Below are 24,210 nucleotides of genomic sequence, written 5' to 3' on the forward strand. Positions count from 1 at the left end.
AGGATTGGTTTTGATATTTGCCACAAACAAAAATTGAGAACTTAATGATCAACTATATAAAGCAAAAGCGGAAGAGAATGGCAAAGGTACAAAGGCGTACTTATGCGGTTATACCTCAAAGTAAAAGAACGGCTATCTATAAGCATCTTAAGGCTAACCTCTGTTCCGATAAGATTTTATCCCACCTTGATGATGGATTTGAGAAGAGCCTTTTTTTGGCGTCTCTAAGAAACCTGTCTGATCACGGTAACCCGCTGAGGCTAAACAACTTTGCATACTGTATGCGGGAAGTCATAGGGTTAATACTTAGCAAGTACTCCAGTGACGAAGATATCAAAAGATGCCGTTGGTTTGTCCAAGATCCAAATACAGATGTAACTAGGGCTCAACGAGTTGTATATGCAATATGTGGAGGAATGTCTCCCGAATATGTTCGAGATACTATATTGGAGGAAGAAGAAGAGGAGGATGACCTATTAGCCGAAACCTTAAAAAGCTTCAGTAAAAAGTTTAACGCTCTAAGTAAGTACACTCATGTTAGGTCTGATAAATATTTTAATGCGAGTGAGAAAGACTGTGAAGAACAGTCAAAGAATATCTTAGTTCTGACCAGTGATATCTTGACTCTTATTGAAGATTGTAGACGCGAGATACTTTGGAAGATAGAAGAACACCTGAATGATGCGGTAATCAACGCCTCAATAGAAAGAACAATGGAAGGCTTAGACATATTGTCCTCACACGGAATGGTCAACTACATTGAGTTAGAAGACTACTCAGTTGAAAAAATTACTAGCCAATCAATTGAGATAAACGGCGGCGGCACTGCATATTGTACTCTAGAGTGGGGTTCCAGATCTGATTGGAGAAATGGTGATGGGTCTTCTTTAGATACTGACTTTCCCTTCTACTTCAAAGCATTCGCTTCCATTGCCAACTTTGAAGATGTTGATATACCAGAAAATCACATAGATATTGATAACCGATCTTGGTACGAGTAGCTGTTTTATTAGACTAATACTAATTACTATCAAATATTCTTATTATTGACTAATGCCCTGTTGAGTTACAGCTCATTTTTGTAGTGGTCACATACTTGGTGGTTTAGCTATACATAAACTAATCCGTATTTTTCTAATTCAGCAAAATCACAGACACGTTTCTGTCCCAGGGCGGGAGCATACTTTGATGGATTTATAACCCAAAGAAGACTCGTGCCCGATAATCGTCGCTCCATCCCGCTTTCTTCAACTTCACTTTGTGACTTGGCGCTCCACAATCGCATTGTTTGAGCATGTTCATCACAAAACGTCTAAATAGAGCTATGTTTTCCACCGCTCCGTCTAAAGTAATGCGAGAGTTATCCTCTTTAAAAACAACATCTAATACGTAATGCTGGCTGTTTTCAATTCGCCAATGCTGACGAATATAGTGGCCTAACAATTTGTGATTCGGTGACATTGAGCTTATGTAATACGAGGTATCTACAGTGCCTTTCCCATTTATCACGCGGTGGCGTTCCACTGCTATGATGCTTCTTACCGTTGGCCATTTCTTTGCTAACTCTTCGGGCAACTTGGCCTTTAGTTGAAAGACGTATCGCTCTTCGCTACGACCATGGTGTTTTTCTTTAATTTCAGTGACGACCTTCTCTTTACCAGCATCAAAGACGGCTTGAAACTGCTCAACAACAGCCGCTCTCAACTTTGGTTGGTTGTTTTTTACTTGAACGACAACATGAGCCTTCTTTTCTGCGATTTTCTCTAGTGTATCGCGCTGACAATGTAGAGCATCAACGGTGACAACACTGCCTTTTACGTTAATAACATCAAGCATTTGGCGCACAACGCTAATCTCGCCGTTCTTGTTCGCTGTCGGTTTCTGACTCAGAACGAGACCTCGTTCAGTATCATAGGCTGTAACCAATTGTAATGCTGTTTTCTTGTTATTTCGGTACGAGCCACGCAGTACTTTTCCGTCAAATGCGATGATGGCTCTGTTTTGACTCGTTCGCTGCTCGTTAATCCACAGAGCTAATGCCTCAAGCAAAGACTCCGCGACAACAGAACGCAAAATGCGTGCTATCGTGTGTCGTCGTGGGATCCCGTGTTCAAATGGTCTATATTTCCTCAGCCAACCCAACTTCTCTTCTCCATAATATTCAATGTCTTGCCAGCCTTCACATCCTGATGCGATAGCACTGATAACAAGGAAAATCACGTCAATAAGGTCATGCTTTTGATTGATGTCAGATCGAGTATCCTCGACGACTGATAAATGTTCAATTATGTTCAAAATAACTATGTATCTTAGGGTTTAGAGGTATTAGATCATATCTGTTAACAAAGTGCGATCCCGCCCTGGTTTCTGTCCAGAGGCGTTTCAGCGAATGTCGTAACTCGCCTTTTGCACCAAAGTAAGTTTAGTGTATTCATTTAATGATGGCAGGAGTGGGAGGCATTTTTCTGTCTGATAGCTGGAATGGAGGGTTTTGTTTCTTATTGCCTCATTAAGTCCAGTATTTGGCAACTTCTCCAAATCAGCATAACTGCGTACATATACAGTTATCATTCAACTTCCTAAATTGCCGTCGGTTACCATAGCCGTAAACGACAGTTGTAGGCACAGATAAATTTGAAACTAGTATTTAATTTCATGTATATCAGCTATTTATAGTTTCTGGAAAAACTATCGATGGGAATCGATAAATGTTCCCGCTCAATTTTGCGCGACGCTAGAGCGGATAAAATGTGTATCAAGTGAATTTTGTTTACATCAATAGCTTACGTTGATAACTTTAATGATTATGAATTTTAGGCAGGGATTTATCTGAGAGTCTGGATAAGAAGTTGTTATAACTCAATCGGAAGTCGAAATGGATTTGAAAAGACAATATGAGCAGTTGATGCGGACCAAGTTGAAGTTACTTGGTTGTAATAAGCAGTTTACTGATGAGCAGCTTAAAAAAAAGATAGGAGAGATAATTCCATTACCTCAAATATCCAGAATTATGAGCTGTCACTTCTATCCAATCTATTTTATTCCATTGTTCATCGCCTTTTTGTTCAAAAACCTAGGCAAGTAGTTAAGTATCAAGGTTTTGATGAGAAAGGAAATTCGACAGGTATAGCCAATCTAGAAAGAAAAATCACCAACGGTGATTCTTTAATTCCACACTTGAGTAAGTTAATTTTCGATGCTGATCAAGCCAGAAATAATGATCCAATGCTAAATGAGTGGTCTATTTATCATTTTCATATCCCACCAAGTGATGGTATTGGATCATTTGTGATTAGAAGCAATGATTTGCTTTTCGCAATCTTAACAGAAGATCACTTTATATTTTTAGATATTCAGCCTCATAGTGATAAAACAGGCACCTATGAACCCTGGGTTGATGTTGGGATTATCGAAAAGATTGAAGAACATTACCCTGAATTACTAGAGCAGTATTATGTTGGGGATGGAAGGACTCCGCTTACACCTGAGCAACGAAAGAACTTAAGATCTAGAAATGCCAATACCAACATTATTACAACTAATGGCAAAGAGTATCGTATTCCTGGTTGCGGAACTGTTGCAGCCGGACTTCCAGTAAATGCAATCATTAAGGGTGATATGGCTAGAAAATTTATAGAAAGCCTTTCTGGAGACTCTTCTTTGAAGCTTGCTTTCGATGCAGATTTCAATTTAGTGATAGAGAGTTAATTGTTATAAAAAGGCGCTGCTACGGAACATTTACTCGCTGGAGCTCCCAAATTTCCGCAGAGTGCGGCGTTAAATGTAAAGGATAGTATGAGTAATAAAGCCAAAAACCCATGGTAATCCTCCCATTATTAACCGCATTTATTCGTAGAATTCATGCTGCCATTTTTAGTGGTGGGAACCCTCCATTTGCAAGGTGTGGTCGTTGATGATTGTAGAACCATAACCATTGGGTCGCCCGATCTTGAACATCTTCAAGTGTGTCAAACAAATACTTACTCACTAAGCCAAACCTCATAGTACGGTTGAACCTTTCTATATACGCGTTTTGTTGTGGGTTTCCTGGCTGAATATAATCGATTCGAATGTCGTGGTTGTTGGCCCATTTAATAAACGCATGGCTAATGAACTCAGGACCATTGTCGCAGCGGATCGCAACAGGTTTGGTTCGTTGTTCGATGAGCTGCTCTAAGATCCGAGTGACTCGTACTGTGGGCATTGAAAAATCAGGTTCTGACGCCAGACCTTCACGTTTGTAATCATCTATCACATTGAATAAACGGTACTTCCGGCCATCAGATAGCTGATCATGCATAAAGTCCACGGACCAAACTTGGTTTGTTTTAATCGGCTCTTTAAGAGGCTCTGGCGTATGGCGATTCAGGCGTCGTTTTGGCCTAATACGTAAGTTTAGAGCCAATTCGCAGTAGATCCGATAAACCCGCTTATGGTTCCATGTATACCCTTTAACGTTCCGCAAATGGTGAAAACACAGGCCAAAGCCCCAGTCAGAGCAGTCTTCACTGTTGCACAGCGTTACTAACTCCTGAGCTATCAACTCATTCTCAGGTTGAAGCTTCGATTTATAGCGATAGCAGGTCTCGCTGATCCCAAACCAATAGCATGCACTTTTAATGCTGATGTGATAGTTCGCCACCGAACGCTGAGCCATCAATCGACGCTCACAGGGCTTCACCACTTTTTTGCCATCGCCTCTGAGATCACCTCTGCTTTAAGGCGTTCTTCCGCATACATCTTTTTAAGCCGTCGATTTTCATCTTCGAGTTCTTTCATCCGCGCCATAAGGGATGCGTCCATACCGCCGTATTTCGAACGCCACTTGTAAAAGGTTGCGTTGCTCATTCCATGCTCACGACAGAGCTCAGGAACAGGTGTACCAGCCTCAGCCTGCTTGAGAATAGATAAGATCTGACTGTCCGTGTAACGTGACTTTTTCATGTTGAATCTCCTGTATTTACTATACGAGAAAATTCTACTTTTGCATGGGATTAATTTTCGGGGGGATTACCCCATATACTGAAAATGAAAATAGACTTGCTGATGTAATTGCAGCAATACAGGTTATGAGTACCTATAAGTTCTATAAGTTAGATTTCTCTGGGTGGGCAGATCGAATATCTGGTGATTCATCTCAAGGAGCATATTGGCAAGCAATCTTTGAGCAGCACCCCGAATTTTTCAGGCTTGATCAGGGAAGAGCGAAAGCCTCTCTTGTTTGGAGACGAAATTACCAGAAATTATACAACGTAGATACTGAAGAGAAGATTTCAAGAGAAGACTATAGCTCCCTTAGCGATGAAAAGAAGCAGCGCATATCAAGAAACCCACTAAGCAATTCTGATATATCGACGCTAGTAACTACAGCTATCAATTTACACTCAGGAGAAATTGATCATAAAAGAGATTCTAGGTGGTGGATAAGTGGTTTTATTGGTTTAGCTGGCGTTGTTGTTGGCGCAGTTGTTAAAGCCATGGCAGAGTAATACATTTAACAAGGCGCTAATTCTGATTCGTGAACGCGTGCCCATTTAGCTTCGCTAAAATTATGGCAGACCCTGTAAATAATTCTGTGTAACTGCTTTGGGTTACAAGTAATCAGTAAGTCGGTCTTCAAACATAATCATAAAGCGATTGAGAGCCTGTCGCCAGTTTCTTATTGGCATCGACCAGCGTTTCGGTTTCTGCTTTACCACCAGTCACTTGCATAACATTGCGAACTGAAAGTTTAGAACCTTGGGTTAGCATTGCTGTTGCTACCTTTGATCTCTGCTCAAAATTCACGCCTGAGTATTCTGCCATTGTTCAAAACTCCAAATAAAAAACTTAACAGCATAAATTGTAACCCAAAGGGTGACGGGTAACGAGTAACAATAATTTCCATTATAAATCATAAATAATACCTGTTCGGTGGTTAGTTCTAATGGATAACTGAAAAGCTTATTAGACATTATCACACACCATGATTCACAAGGAATAGCCGACTGGAAAGACTGGCTAGTTCGGAATTGTATCTTTGAACACGAAGTTGCGTTCATACAACGGCCTTTTATTAATATAGATGTACGCAAGGTTATCAATTACGCACATCAGCTTAATTTACTAGCACCGCTAGCATGTGATTAACCCCACAAACTTGCCGAGCATACCATTTGGTATATGGCTAGACATTTACGATTTAGAGGGTGATTAGGTGAGACCCTGCTGGTTATATTGCTGCTCAATAGCATATTTAATGACGGTCTGTTCGGTTGCTTCATCGACTCTATTTTTAAGGTTAGGCGTTCGCCGAGTCCTGTTGATGAGGGCATCTAAGCCACCTTCCTCTGCAAGCTCTTGGTAGCGATAAAACGTATCCCTAGATACGCCCATGACTTTACAAGCTTTAGACACATAGCCAAGTTCTTCGGCAAGATTGAGTAAACCAGCTTTGTGTTTGATGATCGGGTTGTTAGTATGCAACATAGAGAGTTACCTTCCTTTTTGGATATTTTGATTAAAGATTCAACACCTTTATCAAAACGGGTAACTCTCTACTTTTCAAGAAGTAGTGTCAGATCTAGTCGGAACTAATACACTTCAGGGCATGTTGGAACAACGTCATCTTTTTGTCATTAGGCTTTTTCGATGTCAAAGTTTATCTCCGCAATATTTGCAATGGACTTGGCGAGCTGAGCGACATGTTGAAAAGGAATAGCTATGCTTTCATTACTGGGGTGCTTAAATGTCTGTGTGCTAAATGGCTTATTGGCTGTTATCGATTGTGAACTTTTTCTATTAAGCCAAGTGCCGGAGTTTTCTGCACATCGCTCAAATAAGACTTCAAGCTCGGTTGAGCTCAGTTGTTCGTTCTTCTCGGTTCGTATGAATAATAAGGCAATATCGTCAAGCTCAACCCATCCGGTTTGGCATTTTGATTTAGTGACTCTACGTTCGGTTTCAATGACATAAAAACAATTACTCTCTGTAAATAACTGCACAGTCAATGCTCGCCTGATTTTCGGCACAAGGGTGTCGTTTCCTTTGATGTAATTGGTATACCGCCACTTCCTTCGGCGCCCCGAGGTGGTGAATGTTTCGGGAAAGTACGAGTAGCTTGTGTTCCCATTTCCAAGAGACTCATTTACCGGAATATAACGAACACTCTTAACATGATGACTCTGGCTGAGTTTTCGAATTGCCAACTGAAATAGCTTCAAACGACATATTTGATGGTCAAAAACATGTGTGGGGCTATCTTTTGAAGTACTGTCGTTATCTTTGAAACCAATCGGTACTCCTTCGCCACTTCCTGTACCATCACCTGCATTCCCAGAATTCACTTCGTGGGACTTTACGTGGGGAGGTTGATTAGAGGCCACAGAAGTATCACGATAGATTTTTGTTACTGGTTTGGCATCTCTATCACACAGTCTAGTTCTTGCCCCGACAGTTAGCACTAGCTTATCCAAGTCGTTTCTAGGCTCATTTTTGGGCTCGAGAGATATTTCAGATTCAACTCTCGGTTTATTTTTGGTAGGTTTTGAAGCTGGAATATATTTGGTTTGATAACCTTTATCATGCTCTGTTTTACCGGGGTTATCTCGAACTAAGGACAGTTGGTTATAGGGGTACTTAGCACTACAACTGAGGATACCGAATACAATAAATGGGTCATCCTCGCTTCCAGTATCTTGCAGGTGTTTACCTTTTACCGTCATCTCAGTATGGTCAGAAAATGGAAACTTAGTCTTGGGAGTTAGAGGTTTATTATTGGATTTATTAATAGCGAGGTTTGCGCTAACCATTGTGTATGCATTTCTAGCACTTTTATCCCACGCTATTCTTGCCAGTTCTGGTGCTCCAAGATCATGTACCCATTTTTTTAGTTGGATCTTTCCGTTTCCTTCTTCTAAGGAGGATTTATTTGGATCGTATAACGTGTTTAATTGCAAACCGAACTGAAATAGTTGTCTAAAAACGAAAGAGCAACTTGAGAAGTATGCTTGAAGGATAACCCAGTGTGGAAAAATCAACCGCTTCCCGAAATTAAGACTGACAACCTCACAAAATGTATAGGGTGCTTTATTATGATATGGGTGGCGTTCAAAAGAAACGTAGTAGTCCCCACTTTTATCTTTGGAAGATGCAAGAATTGTTGAAGTATTTTGGGGAGTGATTATTGATGCATAGTTGTATTCTTCATACTTAGGCGACATAACCAGTTTGCCATGATGCCAGATATCCCCAATATAAAGGACCTTTAAGTATTCAATAGGCACGGACACTACGTGCGGGTTCCAATAGTCTGTAGAAGATTTGTAGTTTATGTTTGACTTCCAAGGTGAGTAGTAGAGCTTTGAAAGGTAGACCGTGACCAGTGGCTCACTGCGCCTTTGTCCTCGCCCATCAAAGTAAGACAGAGTTCCAAACCAATCAATACGCCAGTAATTATCATCATTGTTTGTTAGATCTAAAATTTTAAATTCAACCACGCGTTCAACTACCACCTTAGAGATGTTGCATCGTCGCAGCCACTTTATCAGCATTTGATTTATTACACACTAACGATGTGGGTTTTTAGTATTTTTATGTGATGAAACTGATTAACACCGACTAATTATTCTATCTATACTTCAAATCTAGTCGCTTTATTATTTAAGAATCAGGATCAGCCAAGGAAGGCAGAAATGTGTAACTTGAAGTCGATTATTAGCTTGCTATCTTTTGTATTGGTTTGTTTTCAAACATTGGGGCACTCTGGGGGGCTAGATGATAACGGTGGTCACTATAGTAGGCAGACGGCCACTTACCATTGTCATCAACCGAGTTGTGAAACGTCTAGCGATAATAGTTCTGAGATTTCAATTGTTTCATTTAATATTCAGTTCTTGGGGCACTTCAAACGCCGAGATAATAAGGCTTTAGCAGCGTTTCTTTCACCCTATGACATGGTCATTATCCAAGAGCTTGTTTCAGCCCCTTATGAAGGCCAATATCCAAACGATGAGCTTTATGGTTCAGATAAAGAGGCGGGAGAGTTTTTTGATGAAATGCTCGGACAAGGGTTTGAATACTGGCTGTCAGAGGAAGACACCGGTACAAATGATGTTATTCATACGCGGACTACGTCAACAGAATGGTTTGTAACTTTTTATCGTCCAGAGGTCGTCGAACCCGTCAAACACATTCCTCATGGTTATGTTGCTGAAGACCGCTCAAATCATGATGATTATGAAAGAGTACCTTATGCGTCAGCATATAGAACTATCGAGGGAGGTAATGACTTTGTACTTGTCTCTGTGCATCTAGAACAAGGAGGAAGCCGAAAAGACGCAAGCAGACGTAAACATGAGTTGAGCTCTGTCGCTAACTGGATAGAAGCGCGAACATCTGTTGAAACAGATTATTTTATCGTTGGTGACATGAACTTTGAGGATTGTGATGAGATTTCAAAGGCATTGCCTGACGGCTTTTCTGCACTAAATCAAGGCTCTGGATGTTTGGCAACAAATACTAATCTAAACGGCCCCAAACCCTATGACAATTTACTCTATCATGCTGGAGCTAAGGACTCTCTTGCAACTACTGAGTTAGAAGTAATTGATTTGATTGAAGCAATGAGAGTGTCTTGGTATGAAGATTTTTCTACACCTTATCCAGGTGATTCTCCATACAATCACGATGCATTTAGGCAACGGTACTCCGATCATCATCCGGTTTTGTTCAAAGTAGTAGTCTTCAGTGATACAGATTAGGCCGATTTTATATTGAGACTTAGTCAGAGAGTCTGAACAGCTCTCTCACTACTTGAATTGGTATACACCATGCTCTTTTTATATACTTTAATAGCTTAAAAAGGCTTCAATTTCACCATTTTCATTCGTTAGCTCCTATAAAGCTTTGGGTCTGCTTAATATGCGCTAAATCTCCTAGAAACGCTGCCCAGTCAATATTCCCTGAGCTGTCGAACATATCACTTCCTTCAGTTAATAGTAGTTCAGTTGTATGAATTAGTGTTTTATATCCGGAATACAGGTTTACTTCGATAGAAGCATTTTTCCCATATAGTTCTTCGATATATAGGTTCAAATGGTCAACCAAACCAATGTATGAAACACTTCTTACAACAGACCTATCACCGTCAATAGGATAATATGCTTGCCTCTCTAGATTCATCGGTTTTAAATACGAATGTATGCCTTTAAATAAAAAGCCAATTTTGATATCTATCTTTGCTTTCTCACCTGGCTTTAATAGGACTGGATCGTTATCTTCAGGTTTATAGGATAATGCTGGTCCCTGTGCCCCTTTTCTATCCAGTTTCCCGTTGGTCCCATTTAAAGACACGTCTGCAGAGGTGATAAGCACCGTTTCTGTGTTTAAGTTCATTACTTCAAGACTTAGAAAAGCTAGAGGCTCATCATTATAAAACCCCCACCAAGGTTTCATATATGCTTTGGTGATAAGCAGTTCAGCTACTTTTTTTTTTCTTGATGGGATTCAATACACTTTAAGTACATTTCCATAAGTTTCACTTTGTCTGCGCTATCCATTCCTTCCTGGTTGATGACCAAACCTTTTGAAGAGGTTGTAGCTTTTCCGCCAATGCTACCCATGTGTTCTTTATAATTAGCCTCTAAGAAAGCACTTTGCTCCTTGGAAAAATGACTAGAGCAGAGAGCAATGGCATTTTCGGTTTCCGGTGTTAACTTTGCATCATGTTTAGATGTTGAGGTACTACATCCTAGAACTGTAAAAACCAATAATAGATATATTTTTCTCATTTAGAATACCCTTTCCTAATTTATATGACGTATACATTGACTAATTATTTTATTCTTATCAACCGTTTCACCATCAATGAGGTCGTAATGGCTAAATCGCTGAATTGGCGTGGTCTACCACGCTTGCCTTGCTTACTTTGCTTCCACTCGGCTATCGCTTCCTCATCAACCCCAAAGGTCAGTGAACCACGATTTATTAAGGCTTTATTGTACAGCTTCTAGTTGGTTGTTTTGTAACGAGGTTTAGGTATTAGGCTACGACGATTAATGGGTGTAGCCAGATCAGCTCATAGCTTTTTGATTTAGTCCATCGATTTAAGCAACAAAGCTTCGTTAACACAGAAAGGGGCAAAAGTAAGCTTGTTCCGTTCGGTTCATAGCTGCACACTGACGCTGAGTGCCTCGGGTATCTCTGCTTTTTCATTGAGCTGCTATTTGCTGTTTGACCAGAAGTAATAGCATCAATCTGAACTCGGCGTAATCGCAAAGCAGCCCACCGAGGACATACGATAAGCCTAGGTGCTTTTCCCTCCCATATTTTTTTGTGATAAAACACCCGGCACTACACACAGAATGCGTTCCCTCTTCAATTTGAATGACAAACATTCTGTAGCTGTTTACAAAGCCATAGGCATTGCCTGTGACTTTGTCGTATCTGGGACTAAATACAATTATGCAGCGACCTGCTGCATAATTAGGAAATGAGTGCGAAACAAGCTGTTTCGCATTTTTGCAAGAGCCTCTTGCAAAACTGGGGACTAGAATTTGTCCAACAGGCTGTTGGACATTTGTTAAATCAGACTACTTCCTAATTGTGCAACAGCTAATAATCCAATGTATGCACAATTTCGCTTAAACTAAACAGGATTAGAAAACTTGTCTCCTAACATGATTATTGTTAAATTCTTGTCATGAAAAATATTTCAATGCCTACATTATCCATTCTTTGGTGGCGCTCTCATTAGAGCGGCACAGAATTCTTACATTCTTATGCTGCTGGTAGGTAGCTAAGATTGTCATCTCTTTTGTATCTCCAGTGGCCAATTTATTTGACGAGGAGATATACCAATGAATACACAACCGAAAACTGATAAATCAGAGGTTATTTTAACCGGTGATAGAGCGACGGGCCCATTGCATTTAGGCCATTACGTTGGATCTTTAAAGCAGCGGGTCGCGTTACAGGCTCACCATGAACAAACCATTCTTGTTGCTGATATGCAAGGCCTGACAGACAACGCCCTTCATCCACAAAAAGTTTCATCGAATATTTTAAATGTGGTGGCGGACTACCTCGCTGTAGGGATAGACCCATCAGCAACGACTATATGCCTTCAGTCACAATTACCAGCGCTTGCCGAACTCACTATGTATTACAGTAACCTAGTTACTATTAGTCGACTAGAGCGTAATCCCACAGTTAAAAGTGAAATTCAAAACAAAGGATTTGAGCGCTCCATCCCCGCAGGTTTCTTAACGTATCCCATCTCTCAGGCCGCGGATATCACTGGGTTTAACGCAACATTAGTCCCCGTTGGTGATGACCAATTACCAATGCTTGAACAAACCAATGAAATCGTGCGGAAGATAAACGCGTTAGCCGGGCGCAATGTTCTCAATGAATGTCAACCATTGTTAAGTAAAGCGCCACGCTTACCTAGCACCGATGGAAAAAATAAGATGTCTAAATCTATGGGGAACACTATTAATCTAGGAGCTAGTGAAAAGGAAATCACTGCAGCGGTTAAGTCTATGTATACCGACCCTCACCATGTAAGGGTTGAAGACCCCGGCAAGATAGAGGGGAATGTGGTGTTTACTTATTTAGATGCTTTTCATCCAGATGAAAGCTATGTCCAACAATTAAAGCAACACTATCAACGAGGGGGACTGGGTGACGGCGTGACGAAACGAATATTAGAAGAATGCTTACAAGAAATGCTCCGGCCCATTCGAGAGAGAAGAGCTATGTATTTAAATGACAAGGCACAACTAATCGACATTTTGAAGGCTGGAAGTCAGCTTTCTCGAGAAAAGACAGATAAAGTGCTCTTTGATATCAAAGACATATTTGGCCTAAATCTATTTTAGTCACAGGCGTAATGAGTAACGATGTAAAGGTTGGTTTTCTCTACTTTGTAGCCGGCGACGTTTTTCGTGATTTAGAGTTATATACAGCAGCAAAAGCCAGCTTGTGATTTGCATAATTTTTTACTGTAAGACACTGAAAATTTAGATAAACATCTACATTAATTAGTGTTACTTATGAGAGCATCTAGGCAGCTCATTACAAAATAACTATGTTCAGTACACATTATCTTTGTAACTTTCACCTCGGCCCGGTGAGATCACCCTGGCGCACCAAGGCGTTTTATTTTTAGATGAACTACCGGAGTTTTCTCGGGCCACCCTCGATGCCCTGCGCCAGCCGCTGGAGTCCGGTGAAGTGCACATTTCGCGTGCTGCTTTGCAGGTGCGTTTTCCTGCTCAGTTTCAATTGATCGCAGCGATGAATCCCTCGCCCTGTGGTTATTATCAGGGACAGCAGTTGCGCAGTAACCCCGATCAGATCTTGAAATACCTTGGTAAGTTGTCGGGGCCATTTTTAGATCGTTTTGATTTGAGTGTGGAAGTCACGGCACTACCGCAGGGCACCCTTTCCAAACATGCAACTGGCGAGTCCAGTGAGCAGATCAAACAGCGGGTGAGTAGGGCAAGGCAGCTGCAAATGTGTCGAGCGGGTAAACTCAACAGCCAACTAAGCGGTAAAGAGCTGCATCGTGATGCTGAGTTAAATCCAGCCAATAGCGAGTTTTTGGAACAGAGCATTAGCCAACTAGGCTTGTCGGCACGGGCCTTCCATCGAGTATGGCGTTTAGCCAGAACCATTGCTGATCTGAAACAGCAAGCTGATATTCAGCGTCAAGATTTAGTAGAGGCCTTGAGTTATCGGGCCATGGATCGTTTGCTGCATCGTTTGTCTAACTAAGCGGATTTTGCTTTGAGCCAAGTGCGGCCTAACTCTCATTTTTACTGACGGACTGATGATTTACTGTTGGTCGAGATAAAATAGCAATGATTTGGCTGGTAATTGTATTGTAACTCGCGTTCAATTTGTTGATGTTCAAGGAAATTAGCTGCATGTGTAATCGTAGCTGTGATTGTTTTTATGTGACGATTGCTTGAGCTTACTTGTTCATCGGTGCGGGTCAATAAGCGAATATCAAAATGCTGCTAATTAAGAATTTCTGCGGTTCAGTATGACCTCTAGTATTGATGGCGCTTTCAATGAGGAAGATGAGTAGATGATGAAATGGATGCTGATAGGCATTTCTCTATTATTTGGCAGTGCTAATGCAGAAGGCCTTCGGGTGTGGTTGCAAACCGGCAATGACTCTCAGTGGATGGAAATGAGTGATTTACAAGTTCAAAGCTCCGACGGCAGCCTCAAGCAGCGCATGCTGGCACTTGATGTTGACGGTAAACCCATCTATTTATCGTTGAGTGAACTGGCTTTTATTCAAGCTGCCAATCGTTACTACTATGTGTCAAATCAATATGTTGCCATTACGCATAGCGGCCTGAGCTTTAAGCTGCCAGCTCCTGAGCAAGCCAAGGGATTATTTGTCGCCAGAAATAGCTACGGTGGTTATACCAGCTTCGATTATTCGGCGCTGCGCAGAATTATTTTTTCCCAGTAGCTTTCTTTCAAGAGAGACCGAGCGGGTTTAGCTAACAATTGCCAAAGCCATTCTTCTCTCGTAGTATTTTTCTGGCACAATACAGGCTGCCTAGCTCAAGGGAGTCGCCTTCTTGTTATATCTATATCAAAGTAATCATTTAGACACACTGCAAATACTGCTAAGCAAAGTGATGGCCTTACAGGCTCCCGCTAACCCATTTACTCAGCAACAAATATTGGTGCAAAGCCCGGGCATGGCACAGTGGTTGAAATTGCAACTGGCTGAGCAGCAAGGCATTGTGGCAAACGTGGCTTTTCCGCTACCTGCGAGCTTTATTTGGCAAATGTTCCATTTGGTACTGCAAGATGTGCCCGAACAAAGCCCTTTTAACAAAGAAGCCATGAGTTGGCGCTTAATGCGTTTACTGCCACAACGACTTCGTGAAGCTGAATTTACGCCGCTGCGCCATTATTTACTCGGTGACGATGAAAGTGCCGCCATTGAAGGCCGTAAGCTGTGGCAATTGGCGCAAAAGGTGGCCGATATTTATGACCAATACTTGGTCTATCGTAGCGAGTGGATCAGTGCTTGGGAAGATGGCGATGATTTAAGCGAAGTGAGCCAAAGTCAACCCTGGCAACCGATTTTATGGCGTGATTTGGTGGACGACACCGTAGGCTCGATGGACGCCCCCTATCACCGTGGCAATATGTATATCGATTTTGTTGAGCAGCTGCGTTTCAGTAGTGCAGCACCTGAAGGCCTGCCCGAGCAGGTGTTTATTTTTGGTATCTCGGCGCTGCCACCCGCCTATATCGAGGCCCTAGATGCTCTGGCGCGACACACCAATATCCACCTATTTTTAACTAACCCTTCGGAGCACTATTGGGGCGATGTGCGTGATGTGATGACGCTGCTGAAGCAACAAGCAGAGATTGAGCGAGTGGGGAATCCCTTACTGGCGTCAATGGGCAAACTGGGGCGTGACTACATCGAGTTGCTGCACCCACTCAATAAACAAGAAACCGACATTTTTGCCAGTAATGTCGCTGAGCAAGCAAGCCCTCGTTTATTGTCTTTGTTGCAAGACGATATCCTCAAGTTGCACGATCCGATTGATTATCAGCAAGTTGACAGCAGTCAACATAAACGGCTGATTCAGCCCGGTGATCATAGTATTCAGCTACATCTTTGTCATAGCCCACGTCGTGAGCTCGAAGTCTTACATGATCAGTTGCTGGCGATGTTTGAGCAAGATCCCGAGTTAAGCCCGCGAGATGTGATTGTGATGGTGCCAGATGTAAACCGTTATGGGCCGATGATTCAGGCGGTATTTGGCAGCGCCAGCGCCGAAACCCGTTTGCCTTTCGCCATTTCTGATCGCAGTGCCACCCAAGAAAATCCGGTGTTATTAAGCTTTTTAGAGCTGCTGGCCCTACCGCAAAAGCGTAAATCGGCCGCCGAGCTGTTAGCGCTATTAGAAGTGCCGGCGATTATGCGCCGTTTTGAGCTGACTCAGGATGAGTTAAAACCCTTGCGTCAATGGGTCAAAGAAGCCGGAGTGCGTTGGGGTTTAGATGGCAGTGATCGCAGTCGCTGGCAAGCCCCGGAAGATGAAACCCATTCTTGGTTATTTGGTCTAAAACGGATGTTACTCGGTTATGCCATGCCCAGCGAGGTGGGTTTGTATCAGGGCATATTGGCTTATGATGAGGTGCAGGGGCAGCGTGCCTTAGCCGTGGGCAAGTTGGCCGATTTTATTGATCAGCTGATGCAACTGGAACAGCAACTATTAGCCGCAGTTCCGGCCGAGCAGTGGCGAGTGCGCTTGCAAGTTTTGCTGCAACATATCTATCGTTTTGATAGTGATGATGAAGCTGAGCAGCTGCGTTTATTGAAGCTGTTTGAAACGCTGGCGGAGCAATGCACGGCAAGTGATTATAAAGACGATATCAGCCCAGAGCTGATCCTTGATTATTGCCGTAATCAACTCAATTCACAGCGAGGCAGTCAGCGTTTTCTGGCGGGTCAAATCAATTTTTGCACGCTGCTGCCAATGCGCGCCATTCCCTTTAAAGTCGTGTGTTTGCTGGGGATGAACGACAGCGAGTACCCACGCAGTGTACCGAGTTTGGGGTTTGACTTAATGGCGGATAATCCGCCAAAGCGTGGCGACCGGAGCCGCCGAGACGATGACCGTTATTTATTCCTGGAAGCGCTGTTAGCGGCGCAGCAGCGTTTATATATCTCTTATATCGCACATAGCGCCAAAGATAATAGCGAACAAACGCCCTCGGTACTGGTGGCAGAGCTGTGTGACTACCTTAGCCAAAGTTGTGCGCTGGTGGGAGATGAAAAGCTGAATGTGGATCAGTCAGGCGAGAAACTGTTGGCACAGCTGCGTTGCAAACATCCTTTGCAGCCTTTTTCAGCGGAGTATTATCAAGCTGCCTTCGCGAGCGGTTCGCCCGGTGAAGATTCACCTAAAATTTTTAGTTATGCGCAGCGCTGGCTACCGGCGGTGGCGGCACAGCAGCAGGTTAAAATATCCTCCGTGGAAGCCGCGCCGTTGATTTCGGAGGGGGGGGGAGCCGATCTGGAAATGGATGAGCTACTGGCTTTTAGTCGCTCGCCAATTGCTTATTTTTATCAGCGGCGTTTAAAAGTAAGTTTTCCACGAATATCGGAACAGTTAGAAGAAACCGAACCCTTTGTGGTGGAAGGCTTATCCGCTTACAGCATGAAGTTACACCTACTCGAGCAACAATTGGAGAATGCCGATAAACAGCAACAGTTTGACTATTTACATGCCGCAGGCGCGCTACCCCACGGCGGTTTTGCAGAGGTCTCATTTGAGCAACAATGGCAAGAGATGCAGCCCTTGGCCGACACGCTGTTTCCCTTATTAGCGGGCGGTGTCTTAGAGCCTCAGCAGCTGTTCATCGATATCGACTACGTCGCTGAAGATAGTATTTTGCAAACCCGCTTATCGGCCTGGCTGAAACATCGCTACGGGCAAGGCCTGGTGACTTATCGGCCCGGAAGTATTCGCGGAAAAGATTTAGTGGCAGCCTGGTTATGGCATCTGGTGTTTCATGCGGTGCAACCCGAGCAAGCCATCAGCAGCTATATCATGGGTCGCAAAAATGGCTGGCAATTTGCTCCGATAGAGGCCGGGCTGGCTGTGCAATGTTTGGGTGACTGGTTGACTTGTTTGCATGCTGGCTTGCAGCAACCGCTGTTATTACCGATAGAAAGCGCCTGGCAGTGGATCAGCCAATGCAAAGATAAAAAAACCGGCAGCATCGAATTCAGTGACGTCAATCTAGAGAAAGCCCGCCGCGCCGCGCGCACTCAGTTTACGGGAGGGGCTTTTGCTCAAGCCGAAGGCGATGATCCGTATATTCAGGCCCAGCTTAGTGACTTAGAAGATATCTGGCCACAGTTCGAAGCCAATACTCGGCGTTTACTCGAACCCTTAATGGCACATCTGGAGGCGTTTGCTAATGTCTGATTCAAATACCCAAGCTCACACTGAGTCACCTTTAGCTAGCCAGAATTTAGATGCCTTTAGCTTTCCGCTGAATGGTGCGCGGCTGATCGAGGCCAGTGCCGGCACCGGTAAAACTTATACCATTGGCGCTTTAGTGCTACGTTTGTTGCTAGGGCATGCACGAGATGTTGCACAGGGGTTTAGTCAGCACGGCCAGTTGACCCCACTGAATATAGAACAAATTTTGGTGGTGACCTTTACCGAAGCGGCCACTCAAGAATTACGTGGGCGAATTCGTGAAAAAATTCATGAGGCTCGCCTCGCTTTTTTACGAGGGGAAAGTAGCGACTTCTTTATCACGCAATTATTAGATGAGGTGAGCGATCACTCTCTTGCGGCGCAACGTCTGTTGTTGGCTGAGCAAAATATGGATCAGGCGGCGGTATTCACCATTCATGGTTTTTGCCAGCGAATGCTGAAACAACACGCCTTTGAGAGCGGCTTGCCCTTTGAAATGGAGTTTTTAACTAACGAAATTCATTTGCGTTTGCAGGCGGTGCAAGATTGCTGGCGGTTGCGATTTTACCCGCTACCGGTGCCACTGATTAGCCGAATTGTTCAATGTTGGGCCAGCCCACAGCAGCTGCATCAGGAAATTGGCAGCTTGCTCAATCAAAGTCACTTTGAGTTGCAAGGGGTGCCAGATGAACAAGACTTGACCGCCTTTTTTGCCCAGCAAATTGCCCGTATCGAGGCCTTTAAACAGTTGTGGAAACCAGCGGCTCAGGATATTGCCGAGTTGCTTGCCAGTGCGCCACTGAATGGGAATAAGTTTCGCAAAGCCTCGCTGGAAAAATGGTTAAACTTGATTAATCAATTTGTCGATGCGCCAACCGACAGCGACTTTCTTGGCAAGCCTCTGCGTGAGGCTTTGCAAAAATTCACACCCGAGAATTTAGCCAATGGAGTGAAAGCCAAGGGGCAGCCGCCGGAGCATCCGGCCTTTGTGGCTATCGAGCGTTTATTTAGCCAGGAGCAGAGCATCAAAAGCTTGTTGTTGGCCCAGTTATTACCGCAAATTCGCCAGCGCTTTAGCGAGCTAAAACAGCAGCAACAGCTGCTGAGTTTTGATGATTTGCTGGCAGGCTTAGCCACTGCACTGAATGCGCCGCAGGGCGAGGTGCTGGCCAGGCAGATTGCCGAGTTATATCCGGTGGCGATGATTGATGAGTTTCAGGATACCGATCCCCAGCAATATCAAATCTTCAGCAAGCTATACATGGACCGAGCCGACTGCGCCTTAATGCTAATTGGTGACCCCAAGCAGGCGATTTATGGTTTTCGTGGTGCCGATATTTTCACCTACATGCAGGCGCGCAACAATGTGGTCGCGCGTTACAACTTGCCCACCAATTGGCGCTCTACGGGGGCCATGGTGAATGCCTGTAATCAACTGTTTGAATGGCATCAGCGGCCTTTTATTTATGATGATGCGATTCAGTTTATGGCGGTTGATGCCGCCAAAAAGCAGTTGAGTGGCTTGCAGATCAACGGTGAAAGCCAGGCCGCGATGCAGTTCTTGTATCAGCAAAACCCGGCCTTTGTGCGTAGTGAAGATTATATTAATGGCCAAGCATTGGTCTGCGCTCAACAGATCCAAGCTTTGCTGGAAGCTGGCCAAACTGGCGCGGCCACCTTAGGTGATAGCGGCAAAACCGTTTCCGCGGGTGATATCGCCGTGTTGGTGAGAACTCGCCGCGAAGGTGACAAAGTGGCCGCCGCTTTAGCCAAACAAAATATTGCCAGCGTGAGTTTATCCAATCGCGATAGCGTGTTTGAAAGCCCCGAGGCCTACCAGTTTTATTTGCAGCTCTTAGCCTGTCAGGAGCCTCATAACGACCGTAAGTTGCGCGCCGCCTTAGCCTGTAAAATGCTCGGTTTGAGTTTGCAAGAACTGGATGATTTAAATACTGACGAGCGCTGTTGGCAGCGTTATTCCCAAGAGTTTTCAGATTATCAGCAGCTGTGGCAACAGCGTGGCGTACTGGCAATGTTTTATGCGTGGATGAGCCAGCGAGGCATTAGTGAACGTTGGGTAAGCCAGAATGACAATTATGGTGAGCGCTTACTCACTAATCTAATGCATTTAGCTGAATTACTGCAAAATCAAAGTGCTGAGCTCGATGGTGATGCTGCCTTAATGCGCTGGTTTGCCGAGCAAGTGCTTGAGCCCGATGGCAATGCCGATGAGCAACAGCTGCGCTTAGAGAGTGATGCCAACTTGGTACAGATTGTTACCATTCATAAGAGTAAGGGTTTGGAATATCCGATTGTGATGTTGCCATTTATTCTCGGCTTTCGCGAAGCCAGTGAAGCCTTGTATCACCAAGGGGAGCGCTTTATTTACGACTTAGATGCGAGTGAACCGGCCATGGAAGCGGCTTGTCAGGAGCGCTTAGCCGAAGACTTACGCTTGTTGTATGTGGCGGTTACGCGCGCCGTATATTGCTGTTATTTAGGTGTGGCCGATCTGAAAAAAGGCAATGCTCAGAAGGGCGATAGCGATGTACACCAAAGTGCCTTGGGTTATTTACTGCAAAAAAATCAGCCGCTGCCAGCGGGCGCCTTAGTCGCCATTTTGGATGAGCTCGGCCAGCATCCAGATATTGGCTGGCAAATGGTCAGTGAGCAAACACTCACGCCCTACCAAGGACTCAGCGATGCGCAGCCCAGTTATGCCGCACGAGCATTCACCAGCCAAATTAACCGTAATTGGTGGCTCACCAGTTATTCCGCCTTAAGCCGTCAGCAAGGGCATCATGCCGGTTTTGATGCCAGTAGCGATATGGCGTGGTTAGACGTTGGCGAAGAACTGAGTATGGTCGAGGTGGATAATCAGGCCGAGCAACAGCTCAGCATTTTTGACTTCCCGCGCGGCGCCGAGGCGGGTACTTTCTTGCACTTGCTGTTTGAAGAACTGGATTTTCAGGCCAACATCGTACAAATTCGCCAGCGTTTGCCGGCCTTACTGCAAGCCTCCAGCTACAACGAGTTAAACTCGCAAGGCGAACTGAAATGGTTAGCGCCCTTGGCGCAGATGTTTATACAGGTGTGCGCTACCCCTCTGGATGATGGCGGCAGGCTTAGCCCCTATCGGCTGAATCAACTTGCTTTGGAACAGCGTTTGGTGGAAATGGAGTTTTTGCTGCCGATTGCCAATCTTCAGGCCAGCCAAGTCAATCGTTTGATCCGCCATTTTGATCCTTTGAGCCGCGGAGCCAGTGGGTTGGATTTTGCTACGGTGCAGGGCATGTTAAAAGGTTTTATCGATTTGGTGTATCAGCACGATGGCCGCTACTACGTGCTGGATTATAAGTCGAATTATTTAGGCGACAAGGTGGAAGATTATAGTCAAACGGCGATGGTGACGGCGATGGTCGAGCATCGTTATGATTTTCAATATCAACTTTACAGCTTGGCTTTGCATCGCTGGTTGGGCCAGCGTTTACCTGATTACGACTATCAGCAACATTTTGGTGGGGTGTATTACTTGTTTTTACGTGGCATGAGTGGCGAGCAAGTCTCTGACCCTATGGCTGAGCCGTTACAGGCTGTAACTGCAAGCCGCAACGGGGTTTATTTTAGCCGACCGGAGGCGCGTTTTATTCATTATCTCGACCAGCTCTTTGCCGGGCAGACTCTGCCCACCGAGTTGCCCCTTTCAGAACCTGCCGAGGGCCTGGCTGATGAGTGATTTAGCGGCAATCCAATCATCGCCGGCAAGCGCATGGTTACAACAACTGAAACAAACGGGGGCCATCAGCGCCCTAGATTTTCACTTTGCTCAATCCTTTGCCCACAGCGAGCATCGAGAGGCCTTAATGATTGCGGCGGCCATTGTTAGCAACGAACTCAGTGCGGGCCACGTTTGTGTTGATATGGCGAGTTTGGCCAGGCGCTGTGAGTTGCTGGGGGCTTGTCCGATAGAGCACCATCAAGAGAGTCGTTTTTGGCTGGCCTTGTTGAGCCAGTCGGAGGCAGTGCAGCAAGCCGACTGTGTCGTGGAAGCCAATGACCCTCAGCAGCAAGCTAAACCTCTGGTCTTACAGTATCAGCGTTTGTATTTGCATCGTTACTGGCACTACGAACAGCAGGTAGCCGAGTATTTTTCCGACATCGGGGCGGCTTGCGCCTTTTCCCCTGTGGACATTAGCACTCGGATCCAAGCCTTGTTTGGCAGTGACTGGGCGATGTTGCTTCAAGCAAAATCGAGTTATCCGGCCGAGCAAATGGCGGTGTACGCGGAGCAGTTTTTAGATGTGAATGACCCGGTTTTACTGAGTAATCGCGGCTGGCTTAATCGGCTGGCAGCTATCACTGAAGCGCAAGATTTACATGCGTTCGTCAATGGCATTGCTGCCAGCAGTCAAATCAACTGGCAGCAGCTGGCTGCGCTACAGGCCTGTTATCAGACTCGATTAGTGATCAGTGGAGGGCCGGGTACCGGCAAAACCACCACCGTGACACGGCTGCTGGCATTACTGCAAGACTTACAGCTGAGCGCTGGTAAGCCGCCCCTGAGTATTCAGCTGGTGGCGCCAACCGGTAAAGCGGCGGCACGCTTAAGTGAATCGATTATTGGCGCGAAGCATCAGTTGAATGCCAGTGAGCAAACCATTGCCACCATTCCGGAGCAAGCATCGACCATTCATCGTTTGTTAGGGGTGATCCCGGGCAGGGCCGAGTTTCGTCATCATGCCAATAATCCTTTGGCTTTAGACATGCTGGTGGTGGACGAAGCCTCGATGATCGATCTGCCATTGATGGTGAAGTTATTGGCGGCGATGCCAAAACAGGCGCGGCTGATCTTACTGGGTGATAAGGATCAGCTCGCCTCGGTAGAAGCCGGTGCGGTACTTGGCGATCTATGTGCCTTTATCAGCCACGGTTATAGCGCAAAGTTAGTGGCATTTTTGCAAGCCTGTAGTGGTTTTAATTTAGCGCAACAGCAAGCTTCTAGTCCGTTAGCTATTGCCGATAAGCTCTGTTTGTTGCGCAAAAGCTACCGCTTTGATGCCCGCTCGGGGATTGGCTTATTAGCTGGCGCAGTCAATCAGGGCCGTGCCGCTCAGGCGCTGGAACTGTTAATGTCACAGCGCCCCGATTTACCCTATCAAGCACTCAATCAAGCGACTTATCAGGATTTGCTGGGGCGAGTGGTGCAGGGTTATCAGCCGTATTTGAGCGCGCTGCAACAGGGCGAGGCGATGCAGCAGGTATTTACTCTGTTTCATCGCTTCCAGCTATTGGTGGCTTTACGCAAGGGTGAACTCGGAGTCAGCGGGCTGAATCAGCGGCTGGAAAGCTTGTTGCAGAGACAGGGTTTGATCGCGCTACCGGCAAGCTCCGACAGCGTCTGGTATGTGGGCCGTCCGGTGATGATTGAGCAAAACGATCACGAGCAGCAACTGTATAACGGGGATATCGGTATTTGTGCCGCCGATGATTCAGGCCAGCTGATGGTGGCATTTGAGTCGGCCAATGGTTTGCGTTGGTTATTACCTAGCCGCTTGCCTGCCCACCAGAGTGTTTACGCGATGACGGTGCACAAGAGCCAAGGCAGTGAATTTGACCAAGTGGTGATGTTACTGCCGCCTGCTAAACAAGCGCTGGTGAATAGAGAACTGTTGTATACCGCGATTACCCGCGCCAAAAGTGAATTCAGTTTGTATGCCGAACCCGACAGCATTCGCGCCGCTTGTCGCAATAAAACCCAACGCCGCTCTGGTTTAGTCGAGCGTCTGACGGCTGAGTCATCATGAGTTTTTGAAGCTTTGCTAGATAATGAATGAGCAGCGTTGCTCATTCGGGCTTCGCTTGAACCTTAAAAAAGTTCAGGCGCTTAATTTTGTCAGCGAAGCCTGACTCAGATTGCAATGATTGGTACTTATTCGGGCTTAGGATGAAATATAGGTAATTTAGTCGCTAATTCCTGTAGCACTTTCAATTATTTAGCGATGGTCCCTTACTCAAAACCTCAAAACCTCAAAACCTCAAAACCTCAAAACCTCAAAACCTCAATCTCTCAATCTCTTGATATTGATAGGGGCGTCGGTGAAGTGGACTGCTTTTTACTTTAACTGTTTTTGTTGAGATGTTTGTGAAGGTTGCGACCGCCCTAAGCCGTCAATGGCCTGCACTTAAAATGAGTTGACCGCTACTTACTCGCGAGGCCGGACCATAGCGATAAAACCCAGTAGCAACG

Annotated in this window: 15 protein-coding genes and 3 pseudogenes; 10 read left to right on the forward strand and 8 right to left on the reverse strand. The window is 44.9% G+C overall.

All coding sequences use genetic code 11. The features are described 5' to 3' along the window. Positions 1-77: 77 nt before the first annotated feature. A complete protein-coding gene (locus ACRRSX_RS02225; protein ID WP_432454830.1) occupies positions 78-1,001 on the forward strand; it encodes a hypothetical protein in 924 nt (307 codons plus the stop codon). A 193-nt stretch (positions 1,002-1,194) separates the two neighbouring features. On the opposite strand, the gene ACRRSX_RS02230 is transcribed toward ACRRSX_RS02225, so the two are convergent. Then, complete coding sequence (locus ACRRSX_RS02230; RefSeq protein WP_432452595.1) at positions 1,195-2,295, reverse strand: ISAs1 family transposase; 1,101 nt, start codon at positions 2,293-2,295, stop codon at positions 1,195-1,197. Positions 2,296-3,177: 882 nt separating this feature from the next. Here ACRRSX_RS02230 and ACRRSX_RS02235 point away from each other — a divergent pair. Then, positions 3,178-3,708: a hypothetical protein gene (locus tag ACRRSX_RS02235; protein WP_432454829.1), complete on the forward strand. Its 531-nt coding sequence runs from the start codon at positions 3,178-3,180 to the stop codon at positions 3,706-3,708. A gap of 151 nt (positions 3,709-3,859) precedes the next feature. On the opposite strand, the gene ACRRSX_RS02240 is transcribed toward ACRRSX_RS02235, so the two are convergent. Next, a protein-coding gene (locus ACRRSX_RS02240) for an IS3 family transposase (RefSeq protein ID WP_432454828.1) occupies positions 3,860-4,944 on the reverse strand; the annotation gives its coding sequence in 2 pieces (ribosomal slippage) (positions 3,860-4,683 and positions 4,683-4,944; 1,086 coding nt in all). A 44-nt stretch (positions 4,945-4,988) separates the two neighbouring features. Here ACRRSX_RS02240 and ACRRSX_RS02245 point away from each other — a divergent pair. Further along, a complete protein-coding gene (locus ACRRSX_RS02245) occupies positions 4,989-5,489 on the forward strand; it encodes an N-carbamoyl-L-amino acid amidohydrolase (protein WP_432454827.1) in 501 nt (166 codons plus the stop codon). A gap of 127 nt (positions 5,490-5,616) precedes the next feature. On the opposite strand, the gene ACRRSX_RS02250 is transcribed toward ACRRSX_RS02245, so the two are convergent. The 3 genes and pseudogenes from ACRRSX_RS02250 to ACRRSX_RS02260 all read right to left on the reverse strand — a co-directional run bounded on the left by ACRRSX_RS02250 (position 5,617) and on the right by ACRRSX_RS02260 (position 8,477). After that, positions 5,617-5,805, reverse strand: coding sequence for a hypothetical protein (locus tag ACRRSX_RS02250; RefSeq protein ID WP_432454826.1), 189 nt, complete (start codon positions 5,803-5,805; stop codon positions 5,617-5,619). A gap of 417 nt (positions 5,806-6,222) precedes the next feature. Continuing rightward, positions 6,223-6,468, reverse strand: a pseudogene (locus ACRRSX_RS02255) (helix-turn-helix domain-containing protein); the annotation flags it as partial. A gap of 149 nt (positions 6,469-6,617) precedes the next feature. After that, positions 6,618-8,477: a hypothetical protein gene (locus tag ACRRSX_RS02260; protein ID WP_432454825.1), complete on the reverse strand. Its 1,860-nt coding sequence runs from the start codon at positions 8,475-8,477 to the stop codon at positions 6,618-6,620. Between the two features lie 195 nt (positions 8,478-8,672). On the opposite strand from ACRRSX_RS02260, the gene ACRRSX_RS02265 reads away from it, so the two are divergent. Continuing rightward, positions 8,673-9,740, forward strand: coding sequence for a hypothetical protein (locus ACRRSX_RS02265; protein ID WP_432454824.1), 1,068 nt, complete (start codon positions 8,673-8,675; stop codon positions 9,738-9,740). A 121-nt stretch (positions 9,741-9,861) separates the two neighbouring features. Here the strand turns inward: ACRRSX_RS02265 and ACRRSX_RS02270 are convergent, their stop codons facing one another. The 3 genes and pseudogenes from ACRRSX_RS02270 to ACRRSX_RS02280 all read right to left on the reverse strand — a co-directional run. Beyond that, positions 9,862-10,434 carry a hypothetical protein gene (locus tag ACRRSX_RS02270; RefSeq protein WP_432454823.1) on the reverse strand — a complete coding sequence of 191 codons (573 nt, stop codon included), beginning with the start codon at positions 10,432-10,434 and terminating at the stop codon, positions 9,862-9,864. Between the two features lie 26 nt (positions 10,435-10,460). Next, positions 10,461-10,769: a hypothetical protein gene (locus ACRRSX_RS02275; protein WP_432454822.1), complete on the reverse strand. Its 309-nt coding sequence runs from the start codon at positions 10,767-10,769 to the stop codon at positions 10,461-10,463. A gap of 59 nt (positions 10,770-10,828) precedes the next feature. Then, positions 10,829-10,984, reverse strand: a pseudogene (locus ACRRSX_RS02280) (transposase); the annotation flags it as partial. An 853-nt stretch (positions 10,985-11,837) separates the two neighbouring features. On the opposite strand from ACRRSX_RS02280, the gene trpS reads away from it, so the two are divergent. From trpS to recD, 6 genes and pseudogenes are all read left to right on the forward strand, one after another. After that, positions 11,838-12,860, forward strand: a complete 1,023-nt coding sequence (gene trpS, locus ACRRSX_RS02285; RefSeq protein WP_432454821.1) for a tryptophan--tRNA ligase — start codon at positions 11,838-11,840, stop codon at positions 12,858-12,860. A gap of 241 nt (positions 12,861-13,101) precedes the next feature. Beyond that, positions 13,102-13,758 (forward strand): annotated as a pseudogene (locus ACRRSX_RS02290) (ATP-binding protein); the annotation flags it as partial. Positions 13,759-14,074: 316 nt separating this feature from the next. Next, positions 14,075-14,470 (forward strand): hypothetical protein, encoded by a 396-nt coding sequence (locus ACRRSX_RS02295; protein ID WP_432454820.1) that lies wholly within the window; start codon positions 14,075-14,077, stop codon positions 14,468-14,470. A 112-nt stretch (positions 14,471-14,582) separates the two neighbouring features. Continuing rightward, on the forward strand, positions 14,583-17,966 hold the full coding sequence (recC, locus tag ACRRSX_RS02300; protein ID WP_432454819.1) for an exodeoxyribonuclease V subunit gamma: 3,384 nt from the start codon (positions 14,583-14,585) through the stop codon (positions 17,964-17,966). Continuing rightward, entirely contained in the window at positions 17,959-21,699 is a 3,741-nt protein-coding gene (gene recB / locus ACRRSX_RS02305; RefSeq protein ID WP_432454818.1) for an exodeoxyribonuclease V subunit beta, read from the forward strand. Before recC ends, recB begins: the two co-directional genes overlap by 8 nt. Beyond that, positions 21,692-23,767, forward strand: a complete 2,076-nt coding sequence (recD, locus tag ACRRSX_RS02310) for an exodeoxyribonuclease V subunit alpha (protein ID WP_432454817.1) — start codon at positions 21,692-21,694, stop codon at positions 23,765-23,767. Before recB ends, recD begins: the two co-directional genes overlap by 8 nt. Positions 23,768-24,210 lie beyond the last annotated feature (443 nt).

This window comes from Agarivorans sp. QJM3NY_30, assembly GCF_050870855.2.
Lineage (GTDB): Bacteria > Pseudomonadota > Gammaproteobacteria > Enterobacterales > Celerinatantimonadaceae > Agarivorans.

Bases quoted from the DNA above. Each gene is read 5' to 3' on its own strand.
- ACRRSX_RS02270 (WP_432454823.1), bottom strand. From the start codon at position 10,434: ATGAAACCTTGGTGGGGGTTTTATAATGATGAGCCTCTAGCTTTTCTA.
- trpS (WP_432454821.1), top strand. From the start codon at position 11,838: ATGAATACACAACCGAAAACTGATAAATCAGAGGTTATTTTAACCGGT.
- ACRRSX_RS02265 (WP_432454824.1), top strand. From the start codon at position 8,673: ATGTGTAACTTGAAGTCGATTATTAGCTTGCTATCTTTTGTATTGGTT.
- ACRRSX_RS02275 (WP_432454822.1), bottom strand. From the start codon at position 10,769: ATGAGAAAAATATATCTATTATTGGTTTTTACAGTTCTAGGATGTAGT.
- recD (WP_432454817.1), top strand. From the start codon at position 21,692: ATGAGTGATTTAGCGGCAATCCAATCATCGCCGGCAAGCGCATGGTTA.
- ACRRSX_RS02250 (WP_432454826.1), bottom strand. From the start codon at position 5,805: ATGGCAGAATACTCAGGCGTGAATTTTGAGCAGAGATCAAAGGTAGCA.
- ACRRSX_RS02245 (WP_432454827.1), top strand. From the start codon at position 4,989: ATGGGATTAATTTTCGGGGGGATTACCCCATATACTGAAAATGAAAAT.
- ACRRSX_RS02295 (WP_432454820.1), top strand. From the start codon at position 14,075: ATGATGAAATGGATGCTGATAGGCATTTCTCTATTATTTGGCAGTGCT.
- recB (WP_432454818.1), top strand. From the start codon at position 17,959: ATGTCTGATTCAAATACCCAAGCTCACACTGAGTCACCTTTAGCTAGC.
- ACRRSX_RS02225 (WP_432454830.1), top strand. From the start codon at position 78: ATGGCAAAGGTACAAAGGCGTACTTATGCGGTTATACCTCAAAGTAAA.